This is a genomic window from Frankia sp. AgB1.9 (assembly GCF_016786355.1).
Taxonomy (GTDB): domain Bacteria; phylum Actinomycetota; class Actinomycetes; order Frankiales; family Frankiaceae; genus Pseudofrankia.
In genome coordinates, this window is sequence record NZ_JADWYX010000130.1 from 1 (window position 1) to 25647 (window position 25647).

The 25647-nt window shown below is 74.2% G+C and carries 19 protein-coding genes; 6 read left to right on the forward strand and 13 right to left on the reverse strand.

The genetic code is table 11. The annotated features are described in order from the left end of the window. Positions 1-279 precede the first annotated feature (279 nt). Positions 280-2607: an effector-associated domain EAD1-containing protein gene (locus I6A60_RS34510; protein WP_203025297.1), complete on the forward strand. Its 2328-nt coding sequence runs from the start codon at positions 280-282 to the stop codon at positions 2605-2607. Positions 2608-2688: 81 nt separating this feature from the next. Here I6A60_RS34510 and I6A60_RS34515 read toward each other — a convergent pair whose 3' ends face one another. Both I6A60_RS34515 and npdG read right to left on the reverse strand, forming a co-directional pair. Next, positions 2689-3474: a helical backbone metal receptor gene (locus I6A60_RS34515; RefSeq protein ID WP_307874007.1), complete on the reverse strand. Its 786-nt coding sequence runs from the start codon at positions 3472-3474 to the stop codon at positions 2689-2691. A gap of 9 nt (positions 3475-3483) precedes the next feature. After that, positions 3484-4176: an NADPH-dependent F420 reductase gene (gene npdG / locus I6A60_RS34520; RefSeq protein ID WP_203025307.1), complete on the reverse strand. Its 693-nt coding sequence runs from the start codon at positions 4174-4176 to the stop codon at positions 3484-3486. A 575-nt stretch (positions 4177-4751) separates the two neighbouring features. Here npdG and I6A60_RS34525 point away from each other — a divergent pair. Beyond that, positions 4752-4955, forward strand: a complete 204-nt coding sequence (locus tag I6A60_RS34525; protein WP_203025298.1) for a hypothetical protein — start codon at positions 4752-4754, stop codon at positions 4953-4955. A gap of 103 nt (positions 4956-5058) precedes the next feature. Here the strand turns inward: I6A60_RS34525 and I6A60_RS34530 are convergent, their stop codons facing one another. Then, positions 5059-6264 carry a tyrosine-type recombinase/integrase gene (locus tag I6A60_RS34530; protein WP_307874009.1) on the reverse strand — a complete coding sequence of 402 codons (1206 nt, stop codon included), beginning with the start codon at positions 6262-6264 and terminating at the stop codon, positions 5059-5061. A gap of 404 nt (positions 6265-6668) precedes the next feature. On the opposite strand from I6A60_RS34530, the gene I6A60_RS34535 reads away from it, so the two are divergent. Both I6A60_RS34535 and I6A60_RS34540 read left to right on the forward strand, forming a co-directional pair. Next, a complete protein-coding gene (locus I6A60_RS34535; protein ID WP_203025300.1) occupies positions 6669-7349 on the forward strand; it encodes a hypothetical protein in 681 nt (226 codons plus the stop codon). After that, complete coding sequence (locus I6A60_RS34540; protein ID WP_203025301.1) at positions 7346-8266, forward strand: PKD domain-containing protein; 921 nt, start codon at positions 7346-7348, stop codon at positions 8264-8266. Before I6A60_RS34535 ends, I6A60_RS34540 begins: the two co-directional genes overlap by 4 nt. Positions 8267-8276: 10 nt before the next feature. Here the strand turns inward: I6A60_RS34540 and I6A60_RS34545 are convergent, their stop codons facing one another. The 6 genes from I6A60_RS34545 to I6A60_RS34570 form a co-directional block, all read right to left on the reverse strand. Further along, positions 8277-8945 (reverse strand): NUDIX hydrolase, encoded by a 669-nt coding sequence (locus tag I6A60_RS34545; protein ID WP_307874010.1) that lies wholly within the window; start codon positions 8943-8945, stop codon positions 8277-8279. Further along, the gene (locus I6A60_RS34550) at positions 8942-10669 is read right to left on the reverse strand and encodes a CTP synthase (protein ID WP_203025302.1); all 1728 of its coding nucleotides are present in this window, start codon (positions 10667-10669) and stop codon (positions 8942-8944) included. Before I6A60_RS34550 ends, I6A60_RS34545 begins: the two co-directional genes overlap by 4 nt. A gap of 194 nt (positions 10670-10863) precedes the next feature. After that, on the reverse strand, positions 10864-12609 hold the full coding sequence (gene recN / locus I6A60_RS34555; RefSeq protein ID WP_203025303.1) for a DNA repair protein RecN: 1746 nt from the start codon (positions 12607-12609) through the stop codon (positions 10864-10866). 84 nt (positions 12610-12693) lie between these two features. Further along, positions 12694-13638 (reverse strand): NAD kinase, encoded by a 945-nt coding sequence (locus I6A60_RS34560; RefSeq protein WP_203025304.1) that lies wholly within the window; start codon positions 13636-13638, stop codon positions 12694-12696. Then, positions 13635-14744, reverse strand: coding sequence for a TlyA family RNA methyltransferase (locus I6A60_RS34565; protein ID WP_374113430.1), 1110 nt, complete (start codon positions 14742-14744; stop codon positions 13635-13637). Before I6A60_RS34565 ends, I6A60_RS34560 begins: the two co-directional genes overlap by 4 nt. A gap of 19 nt (positions 14745-14763) precedes the next feature. Continuing rightward, positions 14764-15252 carry a hypothetical protein gene (locus tag I6A60_RS34570; protein ID WP_203042500.1) on the reverse strand — a complete coding sequence of 163 codons (489 nt, stop codon included), beginning with the start codon at positions 15250-15252 and terminating at the stop codon, positions 14764-14766. A 511-nt stretch (positions 15253-15763) separates the two neighbouring features. On the opposite strand from I6A60_RS34570, the gene I6A60_RS34575 reads away from it, so the two are divergent. Continuing rightward, positions 15764-16099, forward strand: a complete 336-nt coding sequence (locus tag I6A60_RS34575; protein ID WP_203042499.1) for an SCP2 sterol-binding domain-containing protein — start codon at positions 15764-15766, stop codon at positions 16097-16099. Between the two features lie 56 nt (positions 16100-16155). On the opposite strand, the gene I6A60_RS34580 is transcribed toward I6A60_RS34575, so the two are convergent. After that, positions 16156-17286 carry an HAD-IIA family hydrolase gene (locus I6A60_RS34580; RefSeq protein ID WP_203017244.1) on the reverse strand — a complete coding sequence of 377 codons (1131 nt, stop codon included), beginning with the start codon at positions 17284-17286 and terminating at the stop codon, positions 16156-16158. After that, positions 17283-17714, reverse strand: coding sequence for a tetratricopeptide repeat protein (locus I6A60_RS34585; RefSeq protein ID WP_013422900.1), 432 nt, complete (start codon positions 17712-17714; stop codon positions 17283-17285). The genes I6A60_RS34580 and I6A60_RS34585 overlap by 4 nt, the downstream gene beginning before the upstream one ends. A 318-nt stretch (positions 17715-18032) precedes the next feature. Here I6A60_RS34585 and I6A60_RS34590 point away from each other — a divergent pair, with 318 nt between their 5' ends. After that, entirely contained in the window at positions 18033-19352 is a 1320-nt protein-coding gene (locus I6A60_RS34590) for a DUF1015 domain-containing protein (RefSeq protein ID WP_203055793.1), read from the forward strand. 30 nt (positions 19353-19382) lie between these two features. On the opposite strand, the gene I6A60_RS34595 is transcribed toward I6A60_RS34590, so the two are convergent. Together I6A60_RS34595 and argG are read right to left on the reverse strand one after the other, a co-directional pair. After that, on the reverse strand, positions 19383-20654 hold the full coding sequence (locus tag I6A60_RS34595) for a tetratricopeptide repeat protein (RefSeq protein ID WP_203017216.1): 1272 nt from the start codon (positions 20652-20654) through the stop codon (positions 19383-19385). Between the two features lie 3084 nt (positions 20655-23738). Next, positions 23739-24998, reverse strand: coding sequence for an argininosuccinate synthase (gene argG, locus I6A60_RS34600; RefSeq protein WP_203017308.1), 1260 nt, complete (start codon positions 24996-24998; stop codon positions 23739-23741). Positions 24999-25647: the final 649 nt, after the last annotated feature.

A 25647-nucleotide genomic window follows, 5' to 3' on the forward strand; every position in this document is an offset into this window, starting at 1 on the left:
CCCCGGGGGGGGGCGCCCGCCCGGGGGCCCCCCCGGCCGGGCCCCCCCGCGGCCCCGCGCCGGCGGGGCGCCCGCTTTGTTTTCCCCGTCTTCAGGTGCGCCTATTAAGCGGCATCGCGGCATTTGGTTCCAGTACTGGCGGCCCGAACATGGGGGGCGCCGTGTCGGCGGCACGTCAGGGCGTTCCGGCACGTCGTGGCTGGAACCGGCCAACCGACCCGTTACGCTGATCGCCAACAATTGGCTATCGGGCGGCGCGGTCCTGACTACGGGGTGACCTTGACCGAGTTTCCGAACGGCCCCGCCTTCGACGCGGGAGCCGACGACATCGAGTTCAGTGAATCCGAGCTCGCTCGGCTGCGTACCATGCTCGCGCACCTTTACCAGGACCGTGGCGAGATTGCCCAGGTGCTGTGGGACTCGATTGGCCTGGCGCCGGCGCGGCTGCTGCAAGGAGTCATGGACCCAGACCTGCTCTGGGGTGACGTCCTGCAGAAACTCAAGAACGGCATCGCCTGCACACACAGGCTGCCCTTTCGAGACCTGCTGGAATGGGTGCTGGTCCGCTGGCCCAGAAACGAAGTCTTCAAGGAACTGGCGTGGCACCTTGCTGCACCGGAACAACCGTCGGCGCGGGTCTCAGAGCCCCCAGTGAAGCCGGGGCCGGAAACGGAAAAGACGGGGATCACCGAGAACCTTCGGCAGAACTCGCGCCAAATCTCCAGCGAAGGTGACCGTAAGCCGGATTCAGTGGCGAACCAGCGCAGGACGACCGTACTGGCTCCCCCGTCGCTGTCGTTCAAGTGGCCCCCGCTGCTGCCATCCGCCGGAGTCCTGACGGTGCTCGTCGTCCTGAGTGTCCTGGTCGTGGTTTATGTCGCCCCGGACAACCATGGCTGCTCAGCGCCCAAGGGCAGCCTCTCGTCGCTGGCCTGGGTAGGCGGCGAATGCGTCGGCTACAGCGACGGGTCGTTCCAGTTCGGCCGCGGCGCCGCCGGAACCGACCAGTCGGGGGCCGAGCTGGTCGGCGTCCAGAAGGACATCCAGCAGCAGAACGCCTGCGCCAAGGTGCTGCGGGGCCGCCATCCGTCGCGAACGTTCGTGACGCTGGTCTACTTCGCCGGCCTCGGCGCCCCGAAGACCGGGCCGGGGGGCAGCCGCCTGCCATGGGCCGCCGCCCAGGTGGCCGAGCTGCTCGGCCTGCTGACCTGGCAGCGCCAGGAGAACATCGTCGTGGACAGCCGCGACGGCTCACCGTGCCGTCCGGCACCCTCCGACCCGGTCACCGTCCCGGCCTCCTCCCCCCTCCACCTGGGCCAGGACCGCGGGCAGGACGGCCCGATCCTGCGCATCCTCATCGCCAGCGGCGGGCTGTACATGGACCAGGCCGACCGGGTGGCGCGCGACCAGCTGGTCCCCCTAGCGCGGGACCCCGACCAGGCCGTCGCCGCGATCGTCGGCATGGACCGCTCGCAGGCGACAACCATCCAGGCGATCACCGACTTCGGAAACCACAAGATCCTCACGCTCGGCACGACGCTGTCCGGTGACGGCCTCTCGGACTCCAGCTCGACCTATCTCCAGATGGAGCCGCAGAACTCGCGGGAGGCGCTGCTAGTCGCCGACTACGCGCTGCTGAACCACCGGCGGCGGATCGACATCCTCTACCCGAAGGGCAGCTGCGGCGGCGACGGGCAGGCCATGCCGGACGAGGCGGACCGCTACGTCTTCACGCTGGTCCGCGACATGGTCAACCAGGCGGTGCACTCCGGCCTGGAGACGACGCGGCACGGCTGGCAGGCGGGTGGCTGTCCCGGGGCGCCATCCGTCGACGACTGGATGCGCGTCGCGTGCCCACCGGCCAGCGGCACCACCGGGCCCGGGGTGGGTGCCGACGACCTCGTCTTCTACGCCGGACGCGCCGAGGACTTCGGCTCGCTGACGAGCGCGGGCTGCCTGGGCACCCGCCGCGGCGGCCCGCTCCTCGTCGCCGACGACTCCATCACCCAGTACGTCACCGAGTACACCCGCCAGGAGAGCTCGGTCTTCCCGGTCGTCTCGAAGGGCCCGGGCGCGGCCCTGTCCGGTACCTCCTGCGCGGACGGCAACCTCGGCGACATGACGACGCGGCTCGCGCCCGAGCTGCCGCAGTTCTGCACCCGGCTGCGGGCGATGTACGCGTACACCGCGCCGCCGGTCCCGCCCGGGCCACACTGGACCGACGAACGGACGGCGATCGCGTATGACGCGGCCAAGCTCGTGCTGGAGGCCGTTGACCACACCGCGCAGGCCAGTCCGTTCAACATCGACGTGCTGGTCAACTGGATCAGGCAGGCGCCCACGCCCACGAAGCCCGGAAACCTGGATCTGCTGCCCGAGGATGGCGGACTGGTCGACCCGCGCGCCGGTACGACCGGGTCCGTCGACTTCCACGCGTCCCAGGTCGCCGACTCGCGGCAGATGGCGATCCTGACCGCGGACCTCGCCGCGGCCGACCCGTATGGCGACGCCGCGAGGAATTGCCTCGTCCTGTCCGGGGAGCCGCCGGTCACGACCGACTGCTGGACCCGACCGGTCCCGCTCCCGGTGGCGGCTCAGGCGCAGTGACCCGTCGGACGCGGTCACCCGTCAGACGCCGTCACCGTCGGAGGCAGGGACCCCTCACGAGCCCTGGTGCGGTCCGGCCGGTCAGAGCGCGGTCTCAAACCGGCCCCGCAGGACGGCGCGGGCCTCGGCGAGAGACGGGCCGTACCAGGTGAGGTGGCGTCCGGAGACGCACACCGACGGGGCGGTGAACGCCTCCGGGCCGTCGGTCGGGCTGAACGCGTAGGGCTCGTCGGGGAGCACGACGAGGTCGTGCGCCGGCAGGTCGGCGATCGTGATCCGCGGGTAACGCTCGGCGTGGCCGGCGAGCACGTTGTCGACGCCCAGACGGGCGAGGACGTCGCCGGTGAACGTGTCCCGGCCGACTGCCATCCAGGGCCGGCGCCAGATCGGGATGACCGCGCGCCGGCGCGGCCCCGCTGGCTGCTCCCGCCAGGCCGTCACCGCCTCGTCCAGCCAGCCGGGCCTGGGCAGCCGGCAGGCGGCCACCAGCATCCGGTCGAGGCTCGCCAGCGCCGCCGGGACCGTCGTCGGCGCGGTCACCCAGACGGCGAGGCCGGCGGCGCGCAGGGCGGCCAGGTCCGGCTCCCGGTTCTCCTCCGCGTTGGCGACCACCAGGTCGGGCCCGAGCCGCACGATCGTCTCGACGTCCGGGTTCTTGGTGCCGCGGATCCGGGTGACGTCGAGGTCGCCCGGATGGGTGCACCAGTCCGTCGCGGCGACGAGCAGCCCGGGCGCGCTGACCGCGATCGACTCGGTCAGGCTGGGGACCAGCGAGACCACCCGCTCGACCCGCCGCGGCACGCGCACCGCGAGCCCCAGGTCGTCGCGGACCGAGTCGTCGCGGACCAGGTCGTCCGACGCGGTCACCCGCTCACGTCAGGCCGGCTCGACGTGCGGGACGTCGGTGATGCGGATGCCCGCATGCGCCTTGTAGCGGCGGTTCATGGAGATGAGGTTGGCCGTGAACGCCTCGACCTGACCGGCGTTGCGCAGCTTGCCCGCGTAGATGCCCCGCATGCCCGGGATGCGCTCGGCCAGCGCCTGGACGACGTCCGTGGCGGCCCGGTCGTCGCCGAGCACGAGGATGTCGGTGTCGACCTCGGCGATCGACTCGTCGGCGAGCAGCACCGCCGAGACGTGGTGGAACGCGGCCGTCACCGTGCTGTCTGGCAGCAGGGCCGCCGCCTGCTGTGCGGCGCTGCCCTCCTCGACCGGCAGCGGGTAGGCGCCGCCCTTGTCGAAGCCGAGCGGGTTCACGCAGTCGATCACGATCTTGTCTGCGAGCTCCTTGCGCAGACTCGCGAGCAGCTCGCCGTGGCCCTCCCACGGCACCGCGATGATCACGATGTCGGCCTGCTCGGCGGCGCCCGCGTTGTCGGTGCCTTCGACGGCCCGGCTCGGGGCGGACAGCTTGGCGGCCGCCTCCGCGCCACGCTCGGCGGACCGGGAGCCGATGACCACCTTGTGGCCGGCCGCGGCGAACCGGATCGCCAGCCCGCCGCCCTGCGGCCCGGAGCCGCCCAGGATGCCGATGGACAGAGAGGACACGTCTTCGGAAGCGCTCACCAGCCCATCGTGCCCGAACCGCGAGGTCGACGCGCGGACCGCCGACGAGGGCCACACCGGCTGGTGGGTAGCCGATTGCGCGTGCGTTGCGTGACCGAGGGCCCGCGAGCGCCGGCGCCGCCGCGCGGCCGACCGGTCACCGGCGTCCGGCGCGCCCCGACCCGGCTACCTGTGACAAAGTCACATGAGGGAACATAAGAGCATCAACACGACAGCTACGAAGTTGATCAGATGCAGAAGTTGATCAGGCACACGAGTTGATCAGGTACAGAAGTTGATCAGGTACAGAACCTGAACAGCCGTCTCCCGCGCGTCTCGGGCGCGTTCAGCCGCCATCGGCAGCCCGGCGCCGTCACGCAAAGGAGTGACATTCCGTGACGATCGGATATCCGTCGACGCGAACGACCGTCGGCAGCGCAGGGGTGACGATGCGTAACGTGCCGCGGATCGCACCCAACCCCCCGTACACCACGGGTGAGGATGGGCCGTACCGTTCGGGTCAACTAGCATCAACAGGATCTTCGGCGGCAAGATCTTCAGCAGCAGGATCTTTGGCGACAGGTGGGAGAGGTCGGGCAATGGCGGACGTTTCGGTTCGCTTCGCGATGACGAACGACAGCGAAGTAGTGCTCAACCTGTCGCTGCCGCAGGCGCTGCGACTGATGGAAGCGATCGCGCGCAAGGTCGGCGAGACGCTGGCCGAGCGCAGCGGCCCGCCCGGAGTGCCGGCGCCGCAGGGGTCCAACGGCATGCCGAGCCTCGGCCCGTACTCCCCCGCCTGAACGGACAGCCGCTGACCCTCGGGGTCGACTGACCCTCGGGGGTCGCCGTGCCGCGACGAGGATCCGGCCTGGTCGGATCGTCGTCGCACGCCAGCAGGCGCGGCTAGACCAGCTGGCCCGTCCCGAGCCGGTCCGGGCCTGGCTGCGGCGGCAGCGCGGGACGGGCGGCGTCGGGTGCCCGTCCCGTCGACAGGTTCCCGGCCGGTTCCAGCTCCCGCGGGTGGGCCGCCGCGTAGACCTCGCGGAGCTGGTCCGCCGGAACCAGCGTGTAGATCTGGGTCGTGCGCACCGACGCGTGCCCGAGCAGCTCCTGCACCACCCGGACGTCCGCGCCGCCGTCGAGCAGGTGCAGGGCGAACGAGTGGCGCAGCACATGCGGCGACACCCCCTCGATCCCGGCCGCCTCGGCCGCGGCCCGCAACGCCGACCAGGCACTCTGCCGGGACAGCCGGCCACCCCGCCGGGACAGGAACACGGCCGTGCCGGATCCCGGTGACTCCAGCACGGGCCGGCCCCGACTCAGGTAGAGCGACAGCGCCGCCACCGCGCACCGGCCGAGCGGCACCACCCGGTCACGCCCGCTGCCGCCGCGCAGCCGCACCGACGCGGTGACCTGGTCCAGGTCGAGGTCGTCGAGGTCGAGGCCGACCGCCTCCGAGATCCGCGCCCCGGTGCCGTAGAGCAGCTCCAGCAGCGCCGCGGACCGTAGCCGGCGGACGGCCTCAGCCCGCTCGGCCAGGCTCTCGGCGTCCGGCTCGTCGGTCGCCTCGGCCGGCTCGACTCGCTCGGCCGGCTGCGCGGCGGCGCGTTCGGCGCGAGGCGTGGCAGGTTCTGCGTCAGGTGCGGCACGTTCGGCGTCAGACCCGGCACGTTCGGCGTCAGGCGCGGCGCCACCGGCGGCGACGAGTACGGCCAGCACCTGGTCGACGGTCAGCGCCTTGGGTAGCCGCCGCGGTGGGGCCGGCGGGCGGACCGGCTGCGAGACGTCCTCGACGAGGGCGCCCTCCCGTTGGGCGAACCGATGCAGCGAGCGAACGGCGACGAGCATCCGGGCGACCGACGCGGCGGCCAGCGGCGGGTGCTCGCCGTCGCCGCCGCGCAGCGCGGCGGCGAACTCGCCCAAGGTCGCCTCATCGACGTCGGCCAGCGAGGTCAGCCCGCGGGCCGTCAGATACTCGTGATACCGGCGAAGGTCCCGCCCATAGGCCAGGACCGAGTTGTGAGCGAGGCCCCGCTCCCCCGCCAGATGGCCGAGATACCGCGCCACCAGCTCGCCGGGGTCCACCGCGCCTTGGGGATCCGACGCCACCGTGTCGTCCGGCGCTATGGCAGGTTCCCGCGCCGGGTCAGGCTTCCGCGCCGGGTCAGGGTCAGGCGCGGCGGTCACTTCGACCGCCGGGTCCTGCTGCACCCTGACGCGTGGCTGGGCGCGTGCCTCGGCGCGTTCATCATCAGCCTGAATAGTAGGACCTACCGCCGACAGTTCTTCGTGAAGCGCCGTCCACCGGAGGGCGCCGCGGAGCTATTCTGACAGCTTGTGCGGAACGGAGCCGCCTCGTCACGTTACGCCGCATACGTCCGATCCGCTACGGACGCCGCGACCTGGACAGTCCTGTCCGCGAGGGCAACCCGCGGGCGGAGCACGGCGTCTATCCGGGTCGAGAACCCTCCGCACCGCCCCGACGCGGGCCGCGCCCGACGAGGCGGTTCGACATGATCGCCAACCAGCCAGCTGGACCGGCCGCCGGCCGGCCTCGGCGCCCCGTGCCACCGGCCGGGGCACTGGTGACGGGCCTCGGGGTCTCGCTGGTGCTAGCGCTGACCGGCTGCGGGGGCGGCGAGCCAGCGGGGGCCGCCGCGCCGGCGGTCGCGGGCTCCGCCCCGGCCGCGAGCATCACTGGCCAACCGGCCGGCACCCCCAGCACCACACCGGGGGCCGGCACCACGGTGGGGTCCAGCACCACAGCGGGGGCCGGCGCCGTGGCGGGGGCGAGCGACTCGCCGGGCGCCGCGGCCGGGGTCGTCACCGCGTACTTCACCGAGATCGACGCCGCGAGCCGGGCCGGCCGGGTCGCTGACGTGGCGGCACTGGCGTTGCCGGGCTGCCAGGCGTGCGCCCTCGACGTCGGCGTCACCCGCGACCTGGCGCAGCGCGGCCTGCGCACCGACGCGGACCCCTACGCGGTCACGGCAGTCGACGCGCGGCCTCGGGCCGGCCTCGCGTGCGCGGTGACCTTCCTCGCCACGACCAGCTCCGTGGGGCTCGTCGACCCGGCCGGCCGCCGCGTCGACGAGGCGCCCGGCGTCCCCGTCCGGTCCGGCACCGCGGAGCTCGCCCTCACCGGGGCCGGCTGGCGCATCCAGACGATCCGCTACACCCGGAGGCAGCCGTGACAGCGTCGAGCAGGCCGGCCCCCGGCACGCACCGCGGGCCGCCGCGCGGCCCGCGCCGGGTCGGGAGCCGGATCGGGACAGCACTGTCAGTCAAGATCCTTCTCGTCGCCATGCTCGGCGCCCTGCTCGCGACGGCCGGGCCGGTCGGTGCCGCGTCCGCGGCGACGGTGCCGTGCGGCAGTGTCCTGTGGGCCACCTGCGACACCAGGACGACCGACAACGGCTACCAGTACCGCTACCAGGGCGGCGAGCTCATCCGGGTCCCGCTGGGGAGCGGTCCGGTGGCCGGCGGCACGGGCTGCGGCGCGACCTGCCCACCGGACCCGGCGGCGGTCTGCGACCTGCTGCTCGCGGTCGGCCCGAGCCCGAACATGACGGCGCAGGAGCTGGCCGACTACAACCAGGCGGTCGCCGGCTGCCAGGCCTGGCTCGCCGACCCGACGAACGGCATCCCGCTGGCGACCGTCCGGGCGCAGCTGGCCGACTACCTGAAGAACCAGCTGCTCCCGAAACCGACGCTGACGATTCAGCCCGGTGCCCACAGCTTCACCGGGCTGCAGACCATCGTGTACACCCAGATCCCGCCGGCCTTCGCGTTCAACGTCGACCAGCCGGTGCTCGCCACGATCACCGCCGTACCGACCTACCACTGGGACTTCGGTGACGGCGCCACCGGCCCGAACTCGCCCGGGCGGCCGTACGACGCGGCGATCTCACCCCGCGACTTCCCGGACGCCTACGTCGACCACGAGTACAAGCAGCCGGGCCCCTACCAGATCACCCTGACGGTCGTCTGGGACGGCACGTTCACCGTCCCCGGGGTCGCGCAGGCGTTCGCGCTGAACGCGGTGACGCTGGTGGCGACGGCCCCGGTCGTCGTCGACGAGGCGACCGGGGTCCTGACCGGGAACGGCTAGCCGGCGCGCCTCAGCCCTGGTTGGTCGGGCGGGCGGCCCAGGGGGCGTCGGCCGGGCGCAGGGTGGCGAAGCCGATGTCGCGGGCCCGCGCGGCGGCGAGGATGCCGACGACGGCCATCGCGTTCGAGATGTCACCGTCGAGCACCCGGGTGACGGCCTCGTCCAGCGGCACCCGGGCGACGGTCATCTCGGCCTCCTCGTGCACCGGGACGTACCGCTCGCCGACCGGGATCTCGGAGAGCCCACGGGCGAGGAACACCCGGAACGCCTCGTCGGTCATCCCCGGCGACGCCCAGACGTCGGCGAGCACCGACCAGCGCTCGGCGCGCAGCGCGGTCTCCTCGGCCAGCTCCCGGGCGGCCGCGACGGACGCCGGCTCGCCGGGCTCGTCGAGGATGCCGGCCGGCAGCTCCCACAGCGGCCGGCGGACCGGGTGCCGGTACTGGAAGACCATGACGACCCGCTCGGCGTCGTCGAGCGCCACGACGCCGACGGCACCCGGGTGGACGACGACGTCGCGCTGCGCCACATCGCCGTCCGGCATCCGGACCAGGTCGCGGCGGATCGCGATGATCCGCCCCTGGTACGGCGTGGTGCTCTCGGCGACCTCGTAGGTGTGGCTGGTCTGGGAGCCGGGCCCGGCGCCTGCCGAGGAGGTCTGCGGGGAGGTGTGGGTCACGAGGTCACCAGCGCCGCGTCGTCGCCGAGCGTGCCGGCGGCCGGTGTCGCCGGGGCGGCGTCGAGATCCACCGGCAGCACGCCCCGGCGGCGGTCCGCGTAGGCGACAGCGGCCGAGGCGAGGCCGCGGAACAGCGGGTGCGCCCGCGTCGGCCGGGACCGGAACTCGGGGTGCGCCTGGGTGCCGACGTAGAACGGGTGCACGTCCGGGCGCAGCTCGACGACCTCGACCAGCCGGCCGTCCGGTGACGTGCCGGAGAAGACCAGGCCGGCGGCGGTCAGGCGGTCGCGGTAGTCGTTGTTGACCTCGTAGCGGTGGCGGTGCCGTTCGGGGACCTCCGGCGCGCCGTACTCGCGGCGGGCGATCGTGCCCGGTCCGAGCTTGCAGGGGTAGAGCCCGAGCCGCATCGTGCCGCCCAGGTCGCGCTTGCCGGCGACGACGTCGCGCTGGTCGGCCATCGTGGAGATCACCGGGTGCGGGGTGTCCGCGTCGAACTCGGTGGAGTTGGCCTTGGCCAGGCCGCCGAGCCCGCGGGCCGCCTCGATCACCATGCACTGCAGGCCGAGGCAGATCCCCAGCGTCGGGATGCCGTGCTCGCGGGTGTGCCGCAGCGCGTTGATCTTGCCTTCGATGCCGCGGACACCGAAGCCGCCCGGGATGACCATCGCGTCGATCCCGTCGAGCAGTGCGGCGGTGACCTCGGGCGAGGAGCAGTCGTCGGAGGCGACCCAGCGGACGTCGACGCCCGCGTCCACAGCGAACCCGCCGGCCCGCACAGCTTCCGTGACCGAGAGGTAGGCGTCGGGCAGGTCGATGTACTTGCCGACCATCGCGACGGTGATCCGGTGCCTCGGCCGGGTGACCCGGCGCAGCAGAGTGTCCCACTCGGTCCAGTCGACGTCCCGGAACGACAGGCCGAGCCGGCGCACGACGTACGCGTCCAGCCCCTCCTGGTGCAGCACCTTCGGGATCATGTAGATGGACGAGGCGTCCGGCGCGCCGACGACGGCCTCGTCGTCGACGTCACACATTAGCGCGATCTTGCGCTTGAGCGCCTCCGACAGCGGCCGGTCGGACCGGCAGACCAGCGCGTCGGGCTGCAGGCCGATGCTGCGCAGCGCGGCGACGGAGTGCTGGGTCGGCTTGGTCTTCAGCTCGCCGGATGGGGCGAGGTAGGGCACCAGGCTGACGTGGACGGTCAGCGCGTTCTCCCGGCCGACCTCGTGGCGGACCTGGCGGATCGCCTCCAGGTACGGCAGCGACTCGATGTCGCCGACTGTGCCGCCGACCTCGGTGATGACGACGTCGACGTCGGGACTCGCCAGCCGGCGGATCCGGTCCTTGATCTCGTCGGTGATGTGCGGGACGACCTGCACGGTCTGGCCCTGGTAGTCGCCGCGCCGCTCGCGGGCAATGACGGCCGAGTACACCTGGCCGGTCGTGACGTTCGCGCTGCCGTCGAGCTCGACGTCCAGGAAGCGCTCATAGTGGCCGACGTCGAGGTCGGTCTCGGCACCGTCGCCGGTCACGTAGACCTCGCCGTGCTGGAACGGGTCCATCGTGCCGGGGTCGACGTTGAGATACGGGTCCAGCTTCTGCATGGTCACCCGCAGGCCCCGGGCCTTGAGCAACCGGCCGAGGCTGGAAGCCGTCAGCCCCTTGCCGAGGCTGGAAGCCACCCCACCGGTGACGAAGATGTGCTTACTGCTGCGTGCCTGCGCCACACACACTCCCGTGGTCCTGGGTGCCGGTGCTGAGTTAGCCGGTCTGGGTTCGCCGGTCTGAGCTGGCCGGTTAGGGTGCCCAAGCCTGCGCCTGGCCCACGGGACTTCACAGTAACATGTCGCCGCGCTATCCTCCGCGTCCCCGGACGTGGCCTCCGTCCCCCTCGGGTGGAGTCGTCCCGCGAGCGACGGACCTACGGGCCGGCCTTGTCGGCCGCGGCCGCGGCGAGCAGCTCCTCGGCGTGGCCGCGGGCGAGCGTCGAGTCCTCCTGGCCGGCCAGCATGCGGGACAGCTCACGGACCCGGCCCGCGTCGTCGAGCGCGGTGACACCGCTGCGGGTGACCGACCCGTCGGAGGCCTTCGAGACGACCAGATGCCGGTCGGCGAACGCCGCCACCTGCGGCAGGTGGGTGATGCAGATGACCTGGTGGGTCCGGGCGAGCTTCGCCAGCCGCCGGCCGATCTCGACCGCGGCCCGGCCGCCCACCCCGGCGTCGACCTCGTCGAACACCATCGTCACGCCGGCGTCGTCCGCGGCCAGCACGACCTCGATCGCGAGCATGACCCGGGACAGCTCACCGCCGGACGCGCCCTTGTGCACCGGCCGGGCCGGGGCGCCGGGATGCGGGACCAGCCGCAGCTCGACGTCGTCCACGCCGCCGGGGCCGAACGCGACCTTGCGCCCGAACATCGCCAGGCCGGCCGGGTCGTCCCGCTGGGAGACGACCGCGACCACCCGGGCCCGGGGCATGGCCAGACCGGCGAGCTCGGCGGCGACCCGCTCGCCGAACTCGTGCGCGGCCCGCGACCGGGCCGACGAGGCCTGCCCGGCGAGATCGGCCAGGTCGTCGAGCAACGCGTCCCGCTCGGCGACCAGTGCCTCGGCCGAGTCGGCGCCGCCGTCGAGCTCCAGCAGCCGGGTCCCGGCCTCCTCGGCCCAGGCGAGCACACCGTCGACGTCGGTCCCGTGCGCGCGGGTGAGCGCGGCGAGGTCGGCGCGGCGTTCCTGCGCGGCGGAGAGGCGCACCGGGTCGGCGTCGATGCCGGCGGCGTACGAGGCGAGGTCGGCGGCGACGTCGGCGAGCAGGACGCCGGCCTCGCGGATCCGGGTGCCGAGGTCGGCGAGTTCGGGGTCGAGGTCGCCCTCGGCCGAGACGACGCGGCGGGCCGCGGAGACCATGTCGACGGCGCCGGGCGAGCCGTCACCGGCCGCCGGGTCGGCGACCAGGGCCGCATGGGCCGTCTCAGCGGCCCGGACCAACGCCTCGGCGTGCTCCAGGCGGCGCAACTCGGTGTCGAGCGCGACGTCCTCGCCGGCGCTCGGCCCGATCCGCTCGATGTCGGCGAGCCGGGAACGCAGCGACTCCGCCTCGGCGGCCCGTTCCCGGGAGCGCTCGGTGATGTCGGCGAGCTTCGCGCGCACGGCGGCGAGCCGGGTGTACCGCTCGCCGTAGCGGGTCAGTGGCTTGGCGACGGCCTCGCCGGCGAACCGGTCGAGGGCGGCCCGCTGGGTCGACGTCTTCAGCAGCCGCTGCGCCTCGGACTGGCCGTGCACGGCGACGAGGTCCTCGGAGAGCTGGGCGAGCAGGCTCGCGGGGACCGCCCGGCCACCGACCTGGACCCGGGAGCGGCCATCGGAGATCAGCGTGCGGCCGATGACGAGCACGCCGCCCTCGTCGAGCTCGCCGCCGGCCTCACGGACCCGGGCCGCGGTCGGCGAGTCGGGCGAGATCACCAGCCGACCCTCGACGAAGGCGCGGTCGTAGCCGGGGCGGATCAGGCCATAGTCGGCCCGGCCGCCGGTCAGCAGACCGAGGCCTTGAACGATCATCGTCTTGCCTGCGCCGGTCTCACCTGTCACGACCGTGAGGCCCGCCGCGAGGTCGAGGACGGCATCATCGATGACCCCGAGGCCACGCAGCCGAATCTCCTCGAGCACGTCCCGAACTCTAGGGCATGGCTATGACAGCCGGAAGCAAGGGACATGTCGGGCGCGCGGCGCGGCGGATCACCCGCCCGGCGGTCACGCCCGCGGCGGCTCGTCGACGGTGAAGCCGCCGATCGGCTCGGCGAAGCCGTTCTCCCTGGCGGCACGGCCCCGCCAGCCCTCGACGGGCAGGTGGAACTTCGCCACCAGGCGGTCGGTGAACGCCCGGGGGTGCACCACGGCCAGCAACACGGGCCGCTTGCCCCGCGCGGCCTCGACCCTGGAGTGCGGCGCGACCGGGACCGCGCGCCGGCCGTCGCAGTACAGCACCGCCGGCACCGGCTCCAGCACCTCGATCGCGACTGTCGACGTCGGGGCGAGCACCAGCGGCCGGGCGAACAGCGCGTGCGCGCTGATCGGGGCTACCAGCAGAGCGTCCACCCCCGGCCACAGCACAGGGCCACCGACCGAGAAGGCGTAGGCGGTCGACCCGGTCGGCGTCGCGCAGATCACCCCGTCGCAGCCCCACCGCGACAGCGGCCGGCCGTCGATGCCGAGCACGCACTCCAGCATCTTGGCCCGCTCGGCCTTCTCCAGGGACATCTCGTTGAGAGCCCAACCGGTGTGCACGACCTGGCCGCCGAACCGGATCGTGATGTCGACCGTCATCCGTTCCTCGACGCGGTACTCCTTGCGGATCACGGCGTCGATCGTGGACTCCATCGCGTCCGGCTCCGCCTCGGCGAGGAAGCCGACGTGGCCGAGGTTGACGCCGAGCAACGGGATGTCGGCCGAGCGGGCGAGCTCCGCGCCGCGCAGCAGGGTGCCGTCGCCGCCGAGGACCAGGACCAGCTCGACGCCGACCGCCGCCTCGTCGTCGCGCGGGACCGTGTTCACCGCGGTCAGGCCGAGGATCTCCGCCTCGTCGGCCAGCATCCGCGGCGCGATCCCGGCGGCGGCGAGCCGGTCCAGCACCCAGCTGGCCCGCTCCGCCATCCCGTCCCGGCGCGGGTGGGTCAGCACCAGAACTTCCCTGCTCATCGCCGCCCCGCCTTTCCACCGGCTGAAGCCGTGTTGTCGATGGTCAGGGTCTCTGCGGCCTGGGTTTCCAGCGCCTGAGTCTCCAGCGCCTGGGGGTCCGGGGTCGCGTGGTCCGGAGCCTTGGCGGCCGGGGGTGCGCCGTCACCCGCCGGTCCCGCCGGTCCCGCCGGTCCCGCCGGTCCTGCCGCGATCGCGGCGGCCAGGTCGGCCGGGTCCAGCGGCGGCGCGCCGACCTTGAGCCACAGCAGGTACTCGACGTTGCCAGCCGGGCCCGGCAGTGGGCTCGCGACGATCCCGCGCACGCCGAGGCCCAGCTCGGCGGCCGCGCGGGCCACGTCCTCGACCGCCACGGCGTGCAACGCGACGTCACGGACGACACCGCCGGCACCGAGCCGCTCCCGGCCGACCTCGAACTGCGGCTTGACCAGCAGGACGAGATCGGCGCCGTCGGCCGCGCAGGTGACCAGGGCCGGCAGGACCAGTCGCAGCGAGATGAACGAGAGGTCGCCCACGACCAGGTCGACGGGAGCGCCCACCAGCTGCGGCGTCAGGGTGCGGGCGTTCGTGCGGTCCAGCACCCGGACCCGGGGGTCGGTGCGTAGCCGCCAGTCGAGCTGGCCGTATCCGACGTCCACGGCGACGACGCTCGCCGCCCCGGCCCGCAGCAGCACGTCCGTGAACCCTCCGGTCGACGCCCCGACATCCATCGCCCGCCGTCCGGCGACCCGCAGCGACGGACCACCTGCCGGACCCCCCGCCTCGGCCGGCCCCGCCACCCCATCCGCCGTCCGCGTCGCCGATGCCTCCGCGGGCTCGGCTGGGGCAGCGGGCTCAGTCGCTTGCTCGGCGCGGTCGCGCAGCGGCGGGACGCCGAAGGCGGCGAAGGCGCCCAGCAGCTTGTGAGCGCCGCGGGAGGCGTAGCCGGGGTCGTCGCCAGCCGTCAGCGCGATCGACGTGTCGAGGCCGACCACCGTCGCCGGCTTCGTCGCGACCCGGCCTGCGACCAGCACGCGACCGGCGGCGATCGTCTCGACGGCCTGCTCCCGCGACCGGGCAAGGCCACGCCGAACCAGCTCGCCGTCCAGACGCATCCTGCGTGTCGTCACGGCCGGCGCTCCGTGGGGCTCACCGTGGGCCGCCAGGTCCCGGCAGCGGCGGACCGGGCCGCGGGCCGCCTCCTGGGGCGCCACCGGGCCAGGGCCGTCCGGCCGGCTGGCCCGGCGCACCGGGCCGCGGCGGCTGGCCTGGCCGGTGTGGACCGGGCGGCCGAGCTCCGGCGGCGACAGCACCGCCGGGACCGGCACCCTCGACGCCCTCGGCCGCGTCCAGCTCGGCGAGGGTGCCGGACAGCAGCCGGTGCACCTCCTCGAAGACCGCGACGTGCTCGGCCACCGGCAGCCCCGGCAGCTCGCTCAGCCGGGCGCTCGCCGCCCGCAGGCCGTCCTCCCCCGCCGGCGGCGCCATACCGGCAGGCGCGGCACCGGCAGGGGCGGCACTGGCGGGCAGGTCGGCGGCGGGCTCGGCACCGCGCGGCGCCGAGCCCACGGGGCCCGCGCCGACGCCTCCTGGGCCGGTCGCCGGGCCCGGCTGCGGCATAGCCGGCTCGGTGGTCACCTGTCCTGCCTCCCGCGGTTGATGTCCGGGCGCACCAGCGCGCATCCTCGACGTCCAGCCGACGCTCTCGGATTGTCTGGCCGGTGTCCGGTCGTCCCTACGCTAGTGTCGCCCACAGCCGGCCAGAACTTGTGAAGACCCGGTGCTCGCCCGCGGCCACGGACCACCTGGACCCGTGGGCCGGCCCGAACCGGCCCGGCCACGCGGCAGGAATCGCCGTCCGGTCGGTACGTGACGGTTGCGGCCAGCCCGGCTCGTGCCGGATCCGCCCGCTCCGCGCGCGGGTGCCCTCCCCCTGGCGATCCGGGCGGGGCCCGCGGGCGCAGCGGCCACGGCAGGCCTCGCCGGGCGACGCGGGCCGTGAGCAGGTAGGACGGTGAAGGCGCGCGTCTCCCGCCGGCCCGGTGCGGCCCGAGGTCCGCGGCGTCGGCCGGCGTCCCCGCCGGCGGACGGCGGGCGGTGCGACCAGGCCGGCCGGATCGGGAAGCGCACACGCGGGAGGGCTGTCATCGTGGCGGACCGGGAGCAGTGCGAGGCCGCCCTGCGCGGGCTCGCCGACCGCCTCGATGCCTTGGGGAAGGCCGGGCGGCCGCCGAGCGCCCCGAATCGCACCCTGATGTGCCGGCTGCCCGATCTGGGCACCTCCTACGTCGCCGAGCTGCGCGACGGCAGCCTGCGCGACATCGCCGAAGGGGCGCGGTCCGCGCAGATCACCTTCACCCTCAGCAGCGACGACCTGATCGCCGTCACCTCGGGCCGGCTCGCGGTCACGTCCGCCTGGGCGACCGGCCGTCTCAAGGTCGACGCCAGCATCCGCGACCTGCTGCGCGTCCGCTCCCTGCTCTAGACCCCAAATCCCTGCTCCAGACCCCAAGGCGCTGCTCTGGACCGTGAGGCGGCGCGCTAGACCGTGAGGTCGGCGCAGGACGACGGCCGGTCGGCGGCGAGGCGGCGCACCGGGTGCCCGGCGTCGGCGGCGGTCCAGGCGGCCTGGCAGGCGGCTCGCAACGCGTCCAACCCGTCGTCCGCCGGCCCGTCATCGCTCCCGGCCCCGCTGGCCCCGTCCGGCCCGACAGTTGCCTGCTGCCAGCGCAGCGTGCCCTCGGCGTCGACGTCACAGGTCCAGGCGCCGCAGCGGGCCCTGCCGTCGGCCTGCGGTTCGGCGGCGGGGTGCGGGTACGACAGGCCGCGCAGGTCGGCGGCGAGCAGGGTCGGGCGGTGCACCGGACCGGCCGCGAGCAGCTCCGAGCCACCCGTCACCCCGGTGAGGACGAGCAGCGTCGGCGTTCCCGACCGGGTGCCGGCCTCGATGTCGGTGTCGAGCCGGTCGCCGACGATGATCGGCCGGTCCGCCCGGGAGCGGCGCACCGACTCGGCGTGCATCGCGGGCTCCGGCTTGCCGGCGACCAGCGGCTCGGCGCCGGTCGCCGCGCGGATCATCGCGACCAGCGAGCCGTTGCCCGGCGCGATGCCCCGCTCGGTCGGCACGGTCAGGTCGGCGTTGCTCACGACCCACCGCGCGCCGGCACGCACGGCCAGCGCACCCTCGGCCAGCCGGGCGTAGGTCAGCTCGGGGTCGAACCCCTGGACGACCGCCGCCGGCTCGTCGTCGGCCGAGGTCACCGCACGCAGCCCCTCGGCGGTGACGGCGGCCCGCAGCCCCTCGCCACCCAGGACGAGGACGGCGGCCCCGGCCGGCAGTTGCTCGCCGAGAACGTGTGCCGCGGCCTGCGCGGAGGTGATCACTTCGTCGGCCCGCACGGGGATCCCGAACCGGACCAGCCGGGCCGCGACCGCCTCCGGGGTCCGCAGGGCGTTGTTCGTGACGTAGGCGCTGCGCATCCCGCGCCGCCCGGCGGCCTCGATCGCCTCGGCGGCGTGTGCCACCGCGCTCTCGCCGCGGTAGACCACCCCGTCCAGGTCGAGCAGCGCGACGTCGAACCGCTCGGCCGGCGCCGCCGACGCTGCCAGCGGCGGCCCGTAGGCCGCGTGCACCGTGCCCGGCGCCGCCGGGGTTGCCAGGTCGAGGGTCACGCCGAGCGGGCCCGGTTGTTCTGCGCCCGGGCGCCGCGCAGCTCGCGGCCATAGTGCTGGATGTCGGGACGCATCGCCGCCGCCAGCGCGAGGTGCTCGATCGCGGTCGGCAGGTCGCCGGTCCGCCGGGCCGCCATGCCGAGGCCGAACTGCGCGTAGTCGTCGGTCGGGTCCTGGGCCACGATCCAGGCGAAGGTCTCCAGCGCGGCGTCGTACTGGCCGGCGTCGAACTGGGCCCGGGCCAGCGCCTCCCGCACGCTGCGTGACGCCGGCTCGGCGGCGGCGGCGTGCCCGAGCAGCTGCACCGCCGCGTTCGCGTCGCCATGACCATGGAGCGCGACCCCGCGGGTGTACCAGTCGTAGACCTCACCGGCGGGCGCCCCCGCTGCGTTCGGCCGCTCACCGCCCGCGCCGTTCTGCTCGGACATCAGCACCTCCCAAGGCGTCCCACGCCAACCCGGTCCACGCCAACCCGGCGGACCGTCATCCATCCCCGTAGACGCCCGAACGACCGCCGGCGACCCGCCGGAATCGGGAACGGGATACCGACCCGTCGTCCAGTGTCGCCGCAAAGACGTGCCGCGTACGTCCCTTCGCGCGTTCCGCTTAACCTCACCGGCCTACCCGGCCACGCCCCTGACCGACCGTCTCCGCTCGGTCGCCGACGTCACCAGGCCCCGAAGCGGCCCGGTCAGGCAGGCTCGACCGGCGCACGATCGCCCGTCGAGCCGGCCAGCCGTCCTACGATGCGGGCCATGGTTGACGCCGCCGCTGCCGCCGTTCCGACGCCTCCCGGCCTGGTCCTCGCGCCGTTTCGGGCGGTCCGGTTCACCCCCGCCGCCGGTGGGGACGCGAACCTCGCGGCGCTGACCTCACCGCCCTACGACGTGATCGACGACGCCGGCGTGACCGCGCTGGAGTCCGCCGACCCGCACAACGCGGTCCGGCTGATCCTGCCGCGGGACCGGGACGGCGAGCCGGGCAGCCGCTACGCCCAGGCTGCCGCCACGCTCGCCGACTGGCTGCGGTCCGGCGTCCTGGCCCGCGACGACGCACCAGCCCTCTACGTCTACGAGGAGGAGCAGGACGGCCACCGGCAGCGCGGCCTGGTCGGCGGGGTCGCGCTGGCCGACCCCGACGCGGGCATCATCCTGCCGCACGAGAACACCATGGCCGGCCCGGTCTCGGACCGGCTGTCCCTGCAGCAGGCGACGAAGGCCAACCTCGAACCGATCTTCCTGCTCTACGACGGCGGCGGCGACACCAGCCGGATCGTGGCCGCTACCGTGGCGACCCCGCCGCTGCTGGCCACCACCACCGACGATGGCGTCTCGCACCGGATCTGGGCGCTGACCGATCAGCCGACCCTCGACGCGATCGCCGCGGACCTGCTGGGACGCCGCGCGGTCATCGCGGACGGCCATCACCGGTACGCCACCTACCGGCACTACCAGGCGCAGCGGCGCGCGGCCGGCGACGGCGACGGCCCGTGGGACTTCGGCCTCACGTTCCTGGTCGACGCGACGGTGTCCGGCCCGCAGGTGCATCCGATCCACCGGGCCGTGCGCGGCCTGGGCGTGGTCGAGGCCGCCCGCCGCGCCGAGAGCGCGTTCACGGTCCGCCGGCTGACCGCGGCGGGGGCGGCGGACGTCGCGCCGCTGCTGGACGAGCTGGCCAGGGCGGGCCAGACCGGACACGCCTTCGTCATCACGGACGGGCGGGACGCCTACCTGCTGGCCGAGCCGAGTGCCGATGCGCTGGCCCGCAGCCTGCCGGCCGACCGTTCGGCGGCGTTCCGGCGCCTCGACGTGACGGTCGCGCACCTCACGCTGATCAGCGACGTCTGGGGGCTGGCGGACGAGGTCGGCGTCGTCGACTACTTCCACGACGCTCCCGCGGCGATCGCCGCGGCCGGAACCGACGGGACCGCCCTGCTGCTCAACCCGACCCCGGTCGCCGACGTGACCGCCGTCGCCGGCGCCGGCGAGCGCATGCCGCGAAAGTCGACCCTCTTCACCCCGAAGCCGCGTACCGGCCTGCTCATCCGCCTCCTCGACGAGGGCTGACCGGCAGCAGGGCCTTCGTCGTCAGGAGTCCTACTCGTCGGCCGAGTCGTCCTCGTCGTCGTCCAGGATGTCCACCACGTCGTCGTCGGCGGCCTCGACCTCCGGCGGTGCCACCGGGCGCCGCTCGGCGACCGGAACCTCACGCAGGCCCAGGTCGCTGAACAGGACGCTCAGGTCGGGCAGCGGCGCCGCTGCGGCCGCCTTCGCCCGTTCGGCCGCCTCGGCGGCGGCCTGCGCGAGCGACGCGCTGCCGTCGTCGAAGACGACCGGCAGGGACCCCTTGCCGACCTCGGGAGCGGGCAGGCCCCGCTCCGCCCCCGCCGGCGCGGCGGGCGCGGCCGAGGCGGCTGGGGTCTCCGGCGTCGCTGCGGTCTCCGACTTGGCTGGGGTCTCCGGCTTGGCTGGGGTCTCCGGCTTGGCCGGGGTCTCCGGCTTGGCCGGGGTCTCCGGCTTGGCCGGGGTCTCCGGCGTCGCCGAGGTCTGGGGCGTCGCCGCGGTGGTCGGCGCCGGGGCCTCCGGGGCCGAGGCCGTCGACGGCTCCGGCTCTTCGGGGAGCCGCGTGCTCAGGTCGTAGGCGCGTTCCTCGGCGTCGGTGTCCCCCTCCTCGTCGATCGCGGCGGCGGACTGGAAGGCCCGCACCGCCTCGGCCTCGCGGCCCGCGTCGAGCAGCGCCTCGGCGTAGGCGTAGCGCAGCCGCGCGGTCCACGGCCGGGGGGCACCCGGGCCGGTCGCCTCGTCCGCGAGCAGGACGACGGCGGCCTCGGGCTGGCCGAGGTCGCGCCTGGCCCCGGAGCCGACGATGAGCAGCTCGGCCTTGCCGGCCGCGTCCAGCCCGTCGGCGGCCGGGTCCGTCAGGTAGGCGACGGCCCGCTCCGGGCGCCCGAGACCGCGCTCCGAGTCGGCGATCATGGGCAGATAACGGGCGGAGCCGTCCATCCGCCGGGCGGCGCGCAGCTCGATCAGCGCGGTCGCGTACTCACCCGCGTGGTAGGCCGCGATCCCGGCGGCCTCCCGGGTCACGGGCAGCCGGGCTGCGAGGCTCGCGGCCGTGCGGCCATGGGCGAGCGCCTGCGCCGGGTCGTCGTCCAGCAGCATCGCGGCGGCGACGAGATGCCGCGCCACCACTTCGGCGAGGCCGGTCGGCAGGCCGCGCAGCTCCTTGCGGACGTCGTGGTCGAGCAGTTCGGGCTGCGCCTCCTCGGGCAGCGGCGGCGCCTCCACCTTGGGCCGGGTGGTCGGCACCGACCGCCGCTCGGGCGGTGCGGACCGCCGCTCGGCGGTCGTCCGGCCGGCACGACGCACCGACTGGCCACCTCCGCCCCGAGACCCGGCGCGCGGTCCGTCCGGCCGTCCCGGGCCGCCACTTCGCGGCCGGTCACCGAACCGGCCACCGCGGTCGCCTCGGGCTCCCCCGTCACCGTCCCGCGCGGGCCGGCCAGTCCCACCGGCTGCCGCCCAGCCCCCAGTGGAGCGGGGCGCCGAACCGTCGTCACTACCGTTCGAGGCGGGTCCGCTCGCCGCGGTCGACGTCGAGTCCGATCCCGTCACTGCAGACGTCGATGGCGCGCTGACCGGCGTCGCCGATGAACCGGCCTGGTCCGGGCCGGTCGCGCTGCCGGACGCGGCAGACTCTCGGGCCGCGGTGGCGTCGTGCGCGGGCGCTACGGACGGCTGCTGGTCCGCGGGCAGAGCCCACGCCGGCGGCCCGGCCGGGCGACGCGGCCCGGTCTCCCGGTCCGACCGGTAGCCACCGTCTCGCCGGCCACCGTCGTTCCTGCTGGAACCGTCACTCCTGCTGGCACCGTCAGTTCTGCCGGCACCGCCGCCCTGGCTGTCGCGCGGTCCGCGGTTGTCGTCGCGGCGGGGATACCCACCAGATGACTGGCCCCTGGAACTGTCCCTATTGCCCACCCGGCGATCCCCGCCGTAGGACGGCCGGCTCGCCGGGCGGTCGTCGCTGTCCCGCCGGCTACCACTGGGCCCGCTGCCACTGGTCCGGTCTCGGCCCTCGTAGCCACGAGTCGTGCCGCCACTCCCCCGGTCGCCGCGGAAGCCGCCGCCGGTCGGACGGCTGCCGGGACCACCTCGGTCCGGGCGCGCACCGCCGTCGCCGTCGTGCCGCCGTGGCGCGCCGTCCGAGGATGTCCGGAAGTTCCCACCCCGCTGGTCGTCCGGACGGGTGGACGGCCTCGGCCGCTCGAAGCGCTCCCGCGGCCCGTCGCCACGGTCCGGCCGTCCTGAACCGGCCGGCCGGCTACCCGTCCAGCCGCCCTGCGCGCCGTCGCGGCGCGGGCCGCCCTGGGGCCGGTCGCCGGGCCCGCGGTTGGGCCGCCCCGCGTTGTCACCGCCGCGGTCGAACTGACGTGGTCCGCCGTCCCGCGACTGCCGGAAGTTCCCACGATCGCCGCGGTCCTGCCACGGACGATCCGTGCCACCGCGCTCGGGACCGCCGCGGTTGAATCCACCGCGGTCCGCCGGCCCGCTGCGGTCCGCCGAGGCGCCCCGGTTGGGACCGCCGCCGGAACGGTTGAAGCCACCACGGTCCGCCGAGGCGCCGCGATCCGCCGAGCCGCCGCGGTTGAAGCCGCCGCGGTCCGTCGAGGCGCCGCGGTCGGGGCTCCAGCCCTCACGCCGCTCGCCGCCACTGGACCGCTGCTGCCAGCTCGGCCGGTCCTGGCCGCCCGGCCGCGCGCCGCGCGGCCCGCCGCCGGACTGACCGAAGCGACGGGGCCCGGCCGACGAGGAGGACGACCAACCGCCGCCGGTTCGGCTCTCGCCGGCCCGCTCGGGGCGCTGGTCGCCACCGTCAGTGCCGCCCTGCGGTCGGTAGCCGCCGACTGGGCGACCTCCCGGGCCCTGTCGGTCCTGGTCGCCACCGCGGCGGTCGAACCCACCGCCGGTCGGCCTGCCCCCCGGTCGGAAGCCTCCCTCGCGCCGGTCGCCGCCGGGGCCGGAGTAGGGACGGCGCTCGCCACCGCTACGCTCCGCGCCCGCGGCACGGTAGCCACCGCCGCCGCCCGGTCGAGAACCGCTGTCCGAGCCGCGCGGCCGACCGCCGTCGTTCCAGCGACCGCCCTGACCGCCGGCCCGGTCGCCACGGGAGTCCCCTGCGCCGGCCCGGTCCGGACGATCGGATGACCACGGGCGTCCCTCGCCGCGGGGCCGGTCGTCACGCGGACGGTCATCGCGGGGGCGATCGTCTCGACGGAACGTGCCGGCGCGGCTCGGCCCCTGCCCGCCGCCGGTCCCAGCCGGCCGGGGCGGCCCGCCGGCCCGGCGCGCGCCACCGGCACCGCCCGAGCGGAACCCGCCACCCTGACCAGCACCACCGGAACGGAACCCGCCGCCTTGACCCGCACCGCCACCGGAGCGGAACCCACCACCGTGACCTGCGCCGCCGCCAGAGCGCCCGCCGCCCTGACCCGCACCGCCACCGGAGCGGAACCCGCCGCCGTGCCCAGCGCTGCCGCCGGCTCGGCCGGCGCGCCTCGGGCCGGACGAGGTGGACCCGGAAGACGACCGATGGGTCGGCTCCCCACCTGTGGGAGAGGGAGGGACTGCAGAGCTCGACATGGTCTATCGCTTCCGATCAGCCCACACCATCGTGGGCGGTCCACTGTTGACTTCTGGCTGAACACCGGCCGATGCCGGTCACTGACGTCATCCCCGCAAGGCCGCGGGTGGCGCCCATCTCTGCTTCCGCCGGTCCACAACAGCGGAACGGCGGCACATATCCGTCGCGACGGCGGTCTGTCCCACGAGCGCTGGCCGACAGCCAGCGGTCGAGCCCGGTCCCGTCGCTCGAGACGCGCCGGGAAGACCCCGAAGGGTACTGATGCCGCGTCGGTCCCTGCTGACCGACGCGATACATCCCCTGCCAGGTCGGCGGCGTCCGCCGGCCGGCCCGACCAGGGCGGCCGCGATCAGGACGATCGTGGCCCGTTCACCTATTACGGTAACCCGCCGGGCCGGCAACCTGTCGGCCACGGGTCCCGAATGCCGGCCGTCACTGCCCGCGACACGCTCACGACATGCCGAGACCCGGGTCCGCGGCGGCTGTCGCGGCGGGCCCGGGTCTCGGCAGACATCAGGTCCGGACCGACCTTCGCGTCCCGGAACAGGCGAGGCCAGTGCCTCGCCAACCATGGTCGAGCGAGCAACCATGATCACCGGTCCGGCGGGAGTCCTACCTCAAGTCGTGCGCACGCATCTATCGATGATCACGAGAGGCGCCAGCCAGTGCCGTGTCCGGCCAGGTCCGCCCGCTGGCTTGATCGCCGTTTCGGCCCTCGCGTGGTCACGAAAACGCCGCGGTTACAGCCATGCGAGCGCGCAAACAGCGATCTTGCTGGCCTCGGGATGAGGCGAACCTGGTGCGATGCGGCGCTAGTTGGTCTCGAGGACGCCGGGCACCTGGCCGGCGTGTGACGCCGTGCGCGCACCGACGCCGAGGACCTGCAGGAATCCCTCGGAGTCCTTGTGGTCGAAGGCACCGACCCGGCTCATCGACGCGTTCTCCTCGCTGTAGAGCGAGTGCGGGATGTCCTTCGCGCCGGCGAAGTTCACCGTTCCCTTGTACAGCTCCAGGGTCACAGTGCCGGTTGCCAGCTCGGCGACCTCGTCGACGACCTTGCGGGCCATCCGCGAGCCGAGATCCTCGCCGTACGCCTGGTAGAGCTGCTCACCCAGGAAATCGGCCGCGAAGTGGAAGATCTTGCGGGCGCGCCGATCGAGGATCGTCTGCAGCAGGTACTCGTACGCGCTGCCGATCAGCTCCATGCCCGGCGCCTCGTAGACGCCACGCGACTTCACGCCGACGAACCGGTTCTCCACCAGGTGCAGGTTGATGCCGACGCTGTGCCGGCCGCCGATCGCGTTCGCCTTTTCCAGAATGTCCGCCGGGTCGGAGAACGCCTCACCGGCGATCGACACCGGACGGCCCTTCTCGAACACGACGGTCACCAGCTCCGGGGAGTCCGGAGCGTCGACCGGCCGCACGCCCATGATCGGGCTGACGAAGTTCGCGCCCGTCTCCAGGGATTCGAGCACGCCGGCCTCATGGGTGAGCCCCAACAGGTTCGCGTCCGTGGAGTAGGGAGACTTACGGGTCGCCCGGATCGGCAGGTTGTGCTTCTCGCAGTAGTCGATCATCTCCTCGCGGCCACCGAAGGCGTCGAGGAAAGTCTGGTCCCGCCAGGGCGCGTAGACCGAGATGCTGGGCGTCAGCATGTTCGGGACGAGCTGGAAGCGGGCCTGGTCATTGCCGCGGCCGGTCGCGCCGTGGCTGAGAATCTTGATGCCCCGCTCCAGCAGGTGTGGCAGCACGCCACGGATCGTGACGTACCGCCCGAGCGGCGTGGTATTCCAGTAGCGACCCTCGTAGCGGGTAAGTCCCTGGATCGCCTGGATGCCCGCCTCACCCATCTCGGTCCGCAGCGGGACGACAACCGCCTCGACCGCGCCACAGGCCTTCATCCGCTCGGCGACGACGTCGAGCCCCTCGGTCTCGTCCGGCTGCCCCAGATCCGCGGTGAAACAGATGACCTTCACGTCATGCGCGGCCATCCAGTGGGTCACCGTGCAGCTGTCGAGCCCACCCGACGCGAAGAACGCGACGCTCTCGCCCTTGAGCTCACTGATGTTCATGTGTGGTCCCCGCTCCCGTCCGAGCATCACGTCCGCGGCCCCGCAACCGGCCGGGGGCTGCAGATGTCCGAGTCTGCTGCACCTCGGCCCGCGCGCAGCCACAACCGCGCACCGAGCCTCGACGTAAGTCTATACAATCCTCCGCATGACCATCCAGTATCAGTCTGGTGACAGGGCCGACGTCCTGACCGCCGACGTTCTGACCCTTGGCCGCCGGTTGACGGACCCATCGGCCGCTGTACCTGATGCCCGCGCCTCCGGAGCCCTCTCCGGCCCCCCTCGCCGGCCCCATCAAGTTTCTGGGTGGCGCGCGTGCCGCGGAACGCCGAGGTCAAGTGTGGTCTGCGCTGTTGGGTGACTCGCGCGTTCCGCGGACCGCGAAGATCGCGTTCGTCCCGCAGGCCGCGCGCCAGCGCGTGAAGGGCGCGCGGCCTCGTGCCGTTCCGCGGGACGCGGAGATCGCGTGCCGCTCGCGGGCGTTGGGCCGTCTGGTGCCCGAGGCCGAGCGCGCCCCGGGCGTTCCGCGGGACGCGAAGATCGAGTGGACGGGCCGCCAGCAGGCGGCCGGCCGTGGTTCCGCGGGACGCCGGGGCTGGGATCCGTGTCGCCGTGTGGTGACTTCCCCGCCAGAAAGGTCTGGGAAATGTGG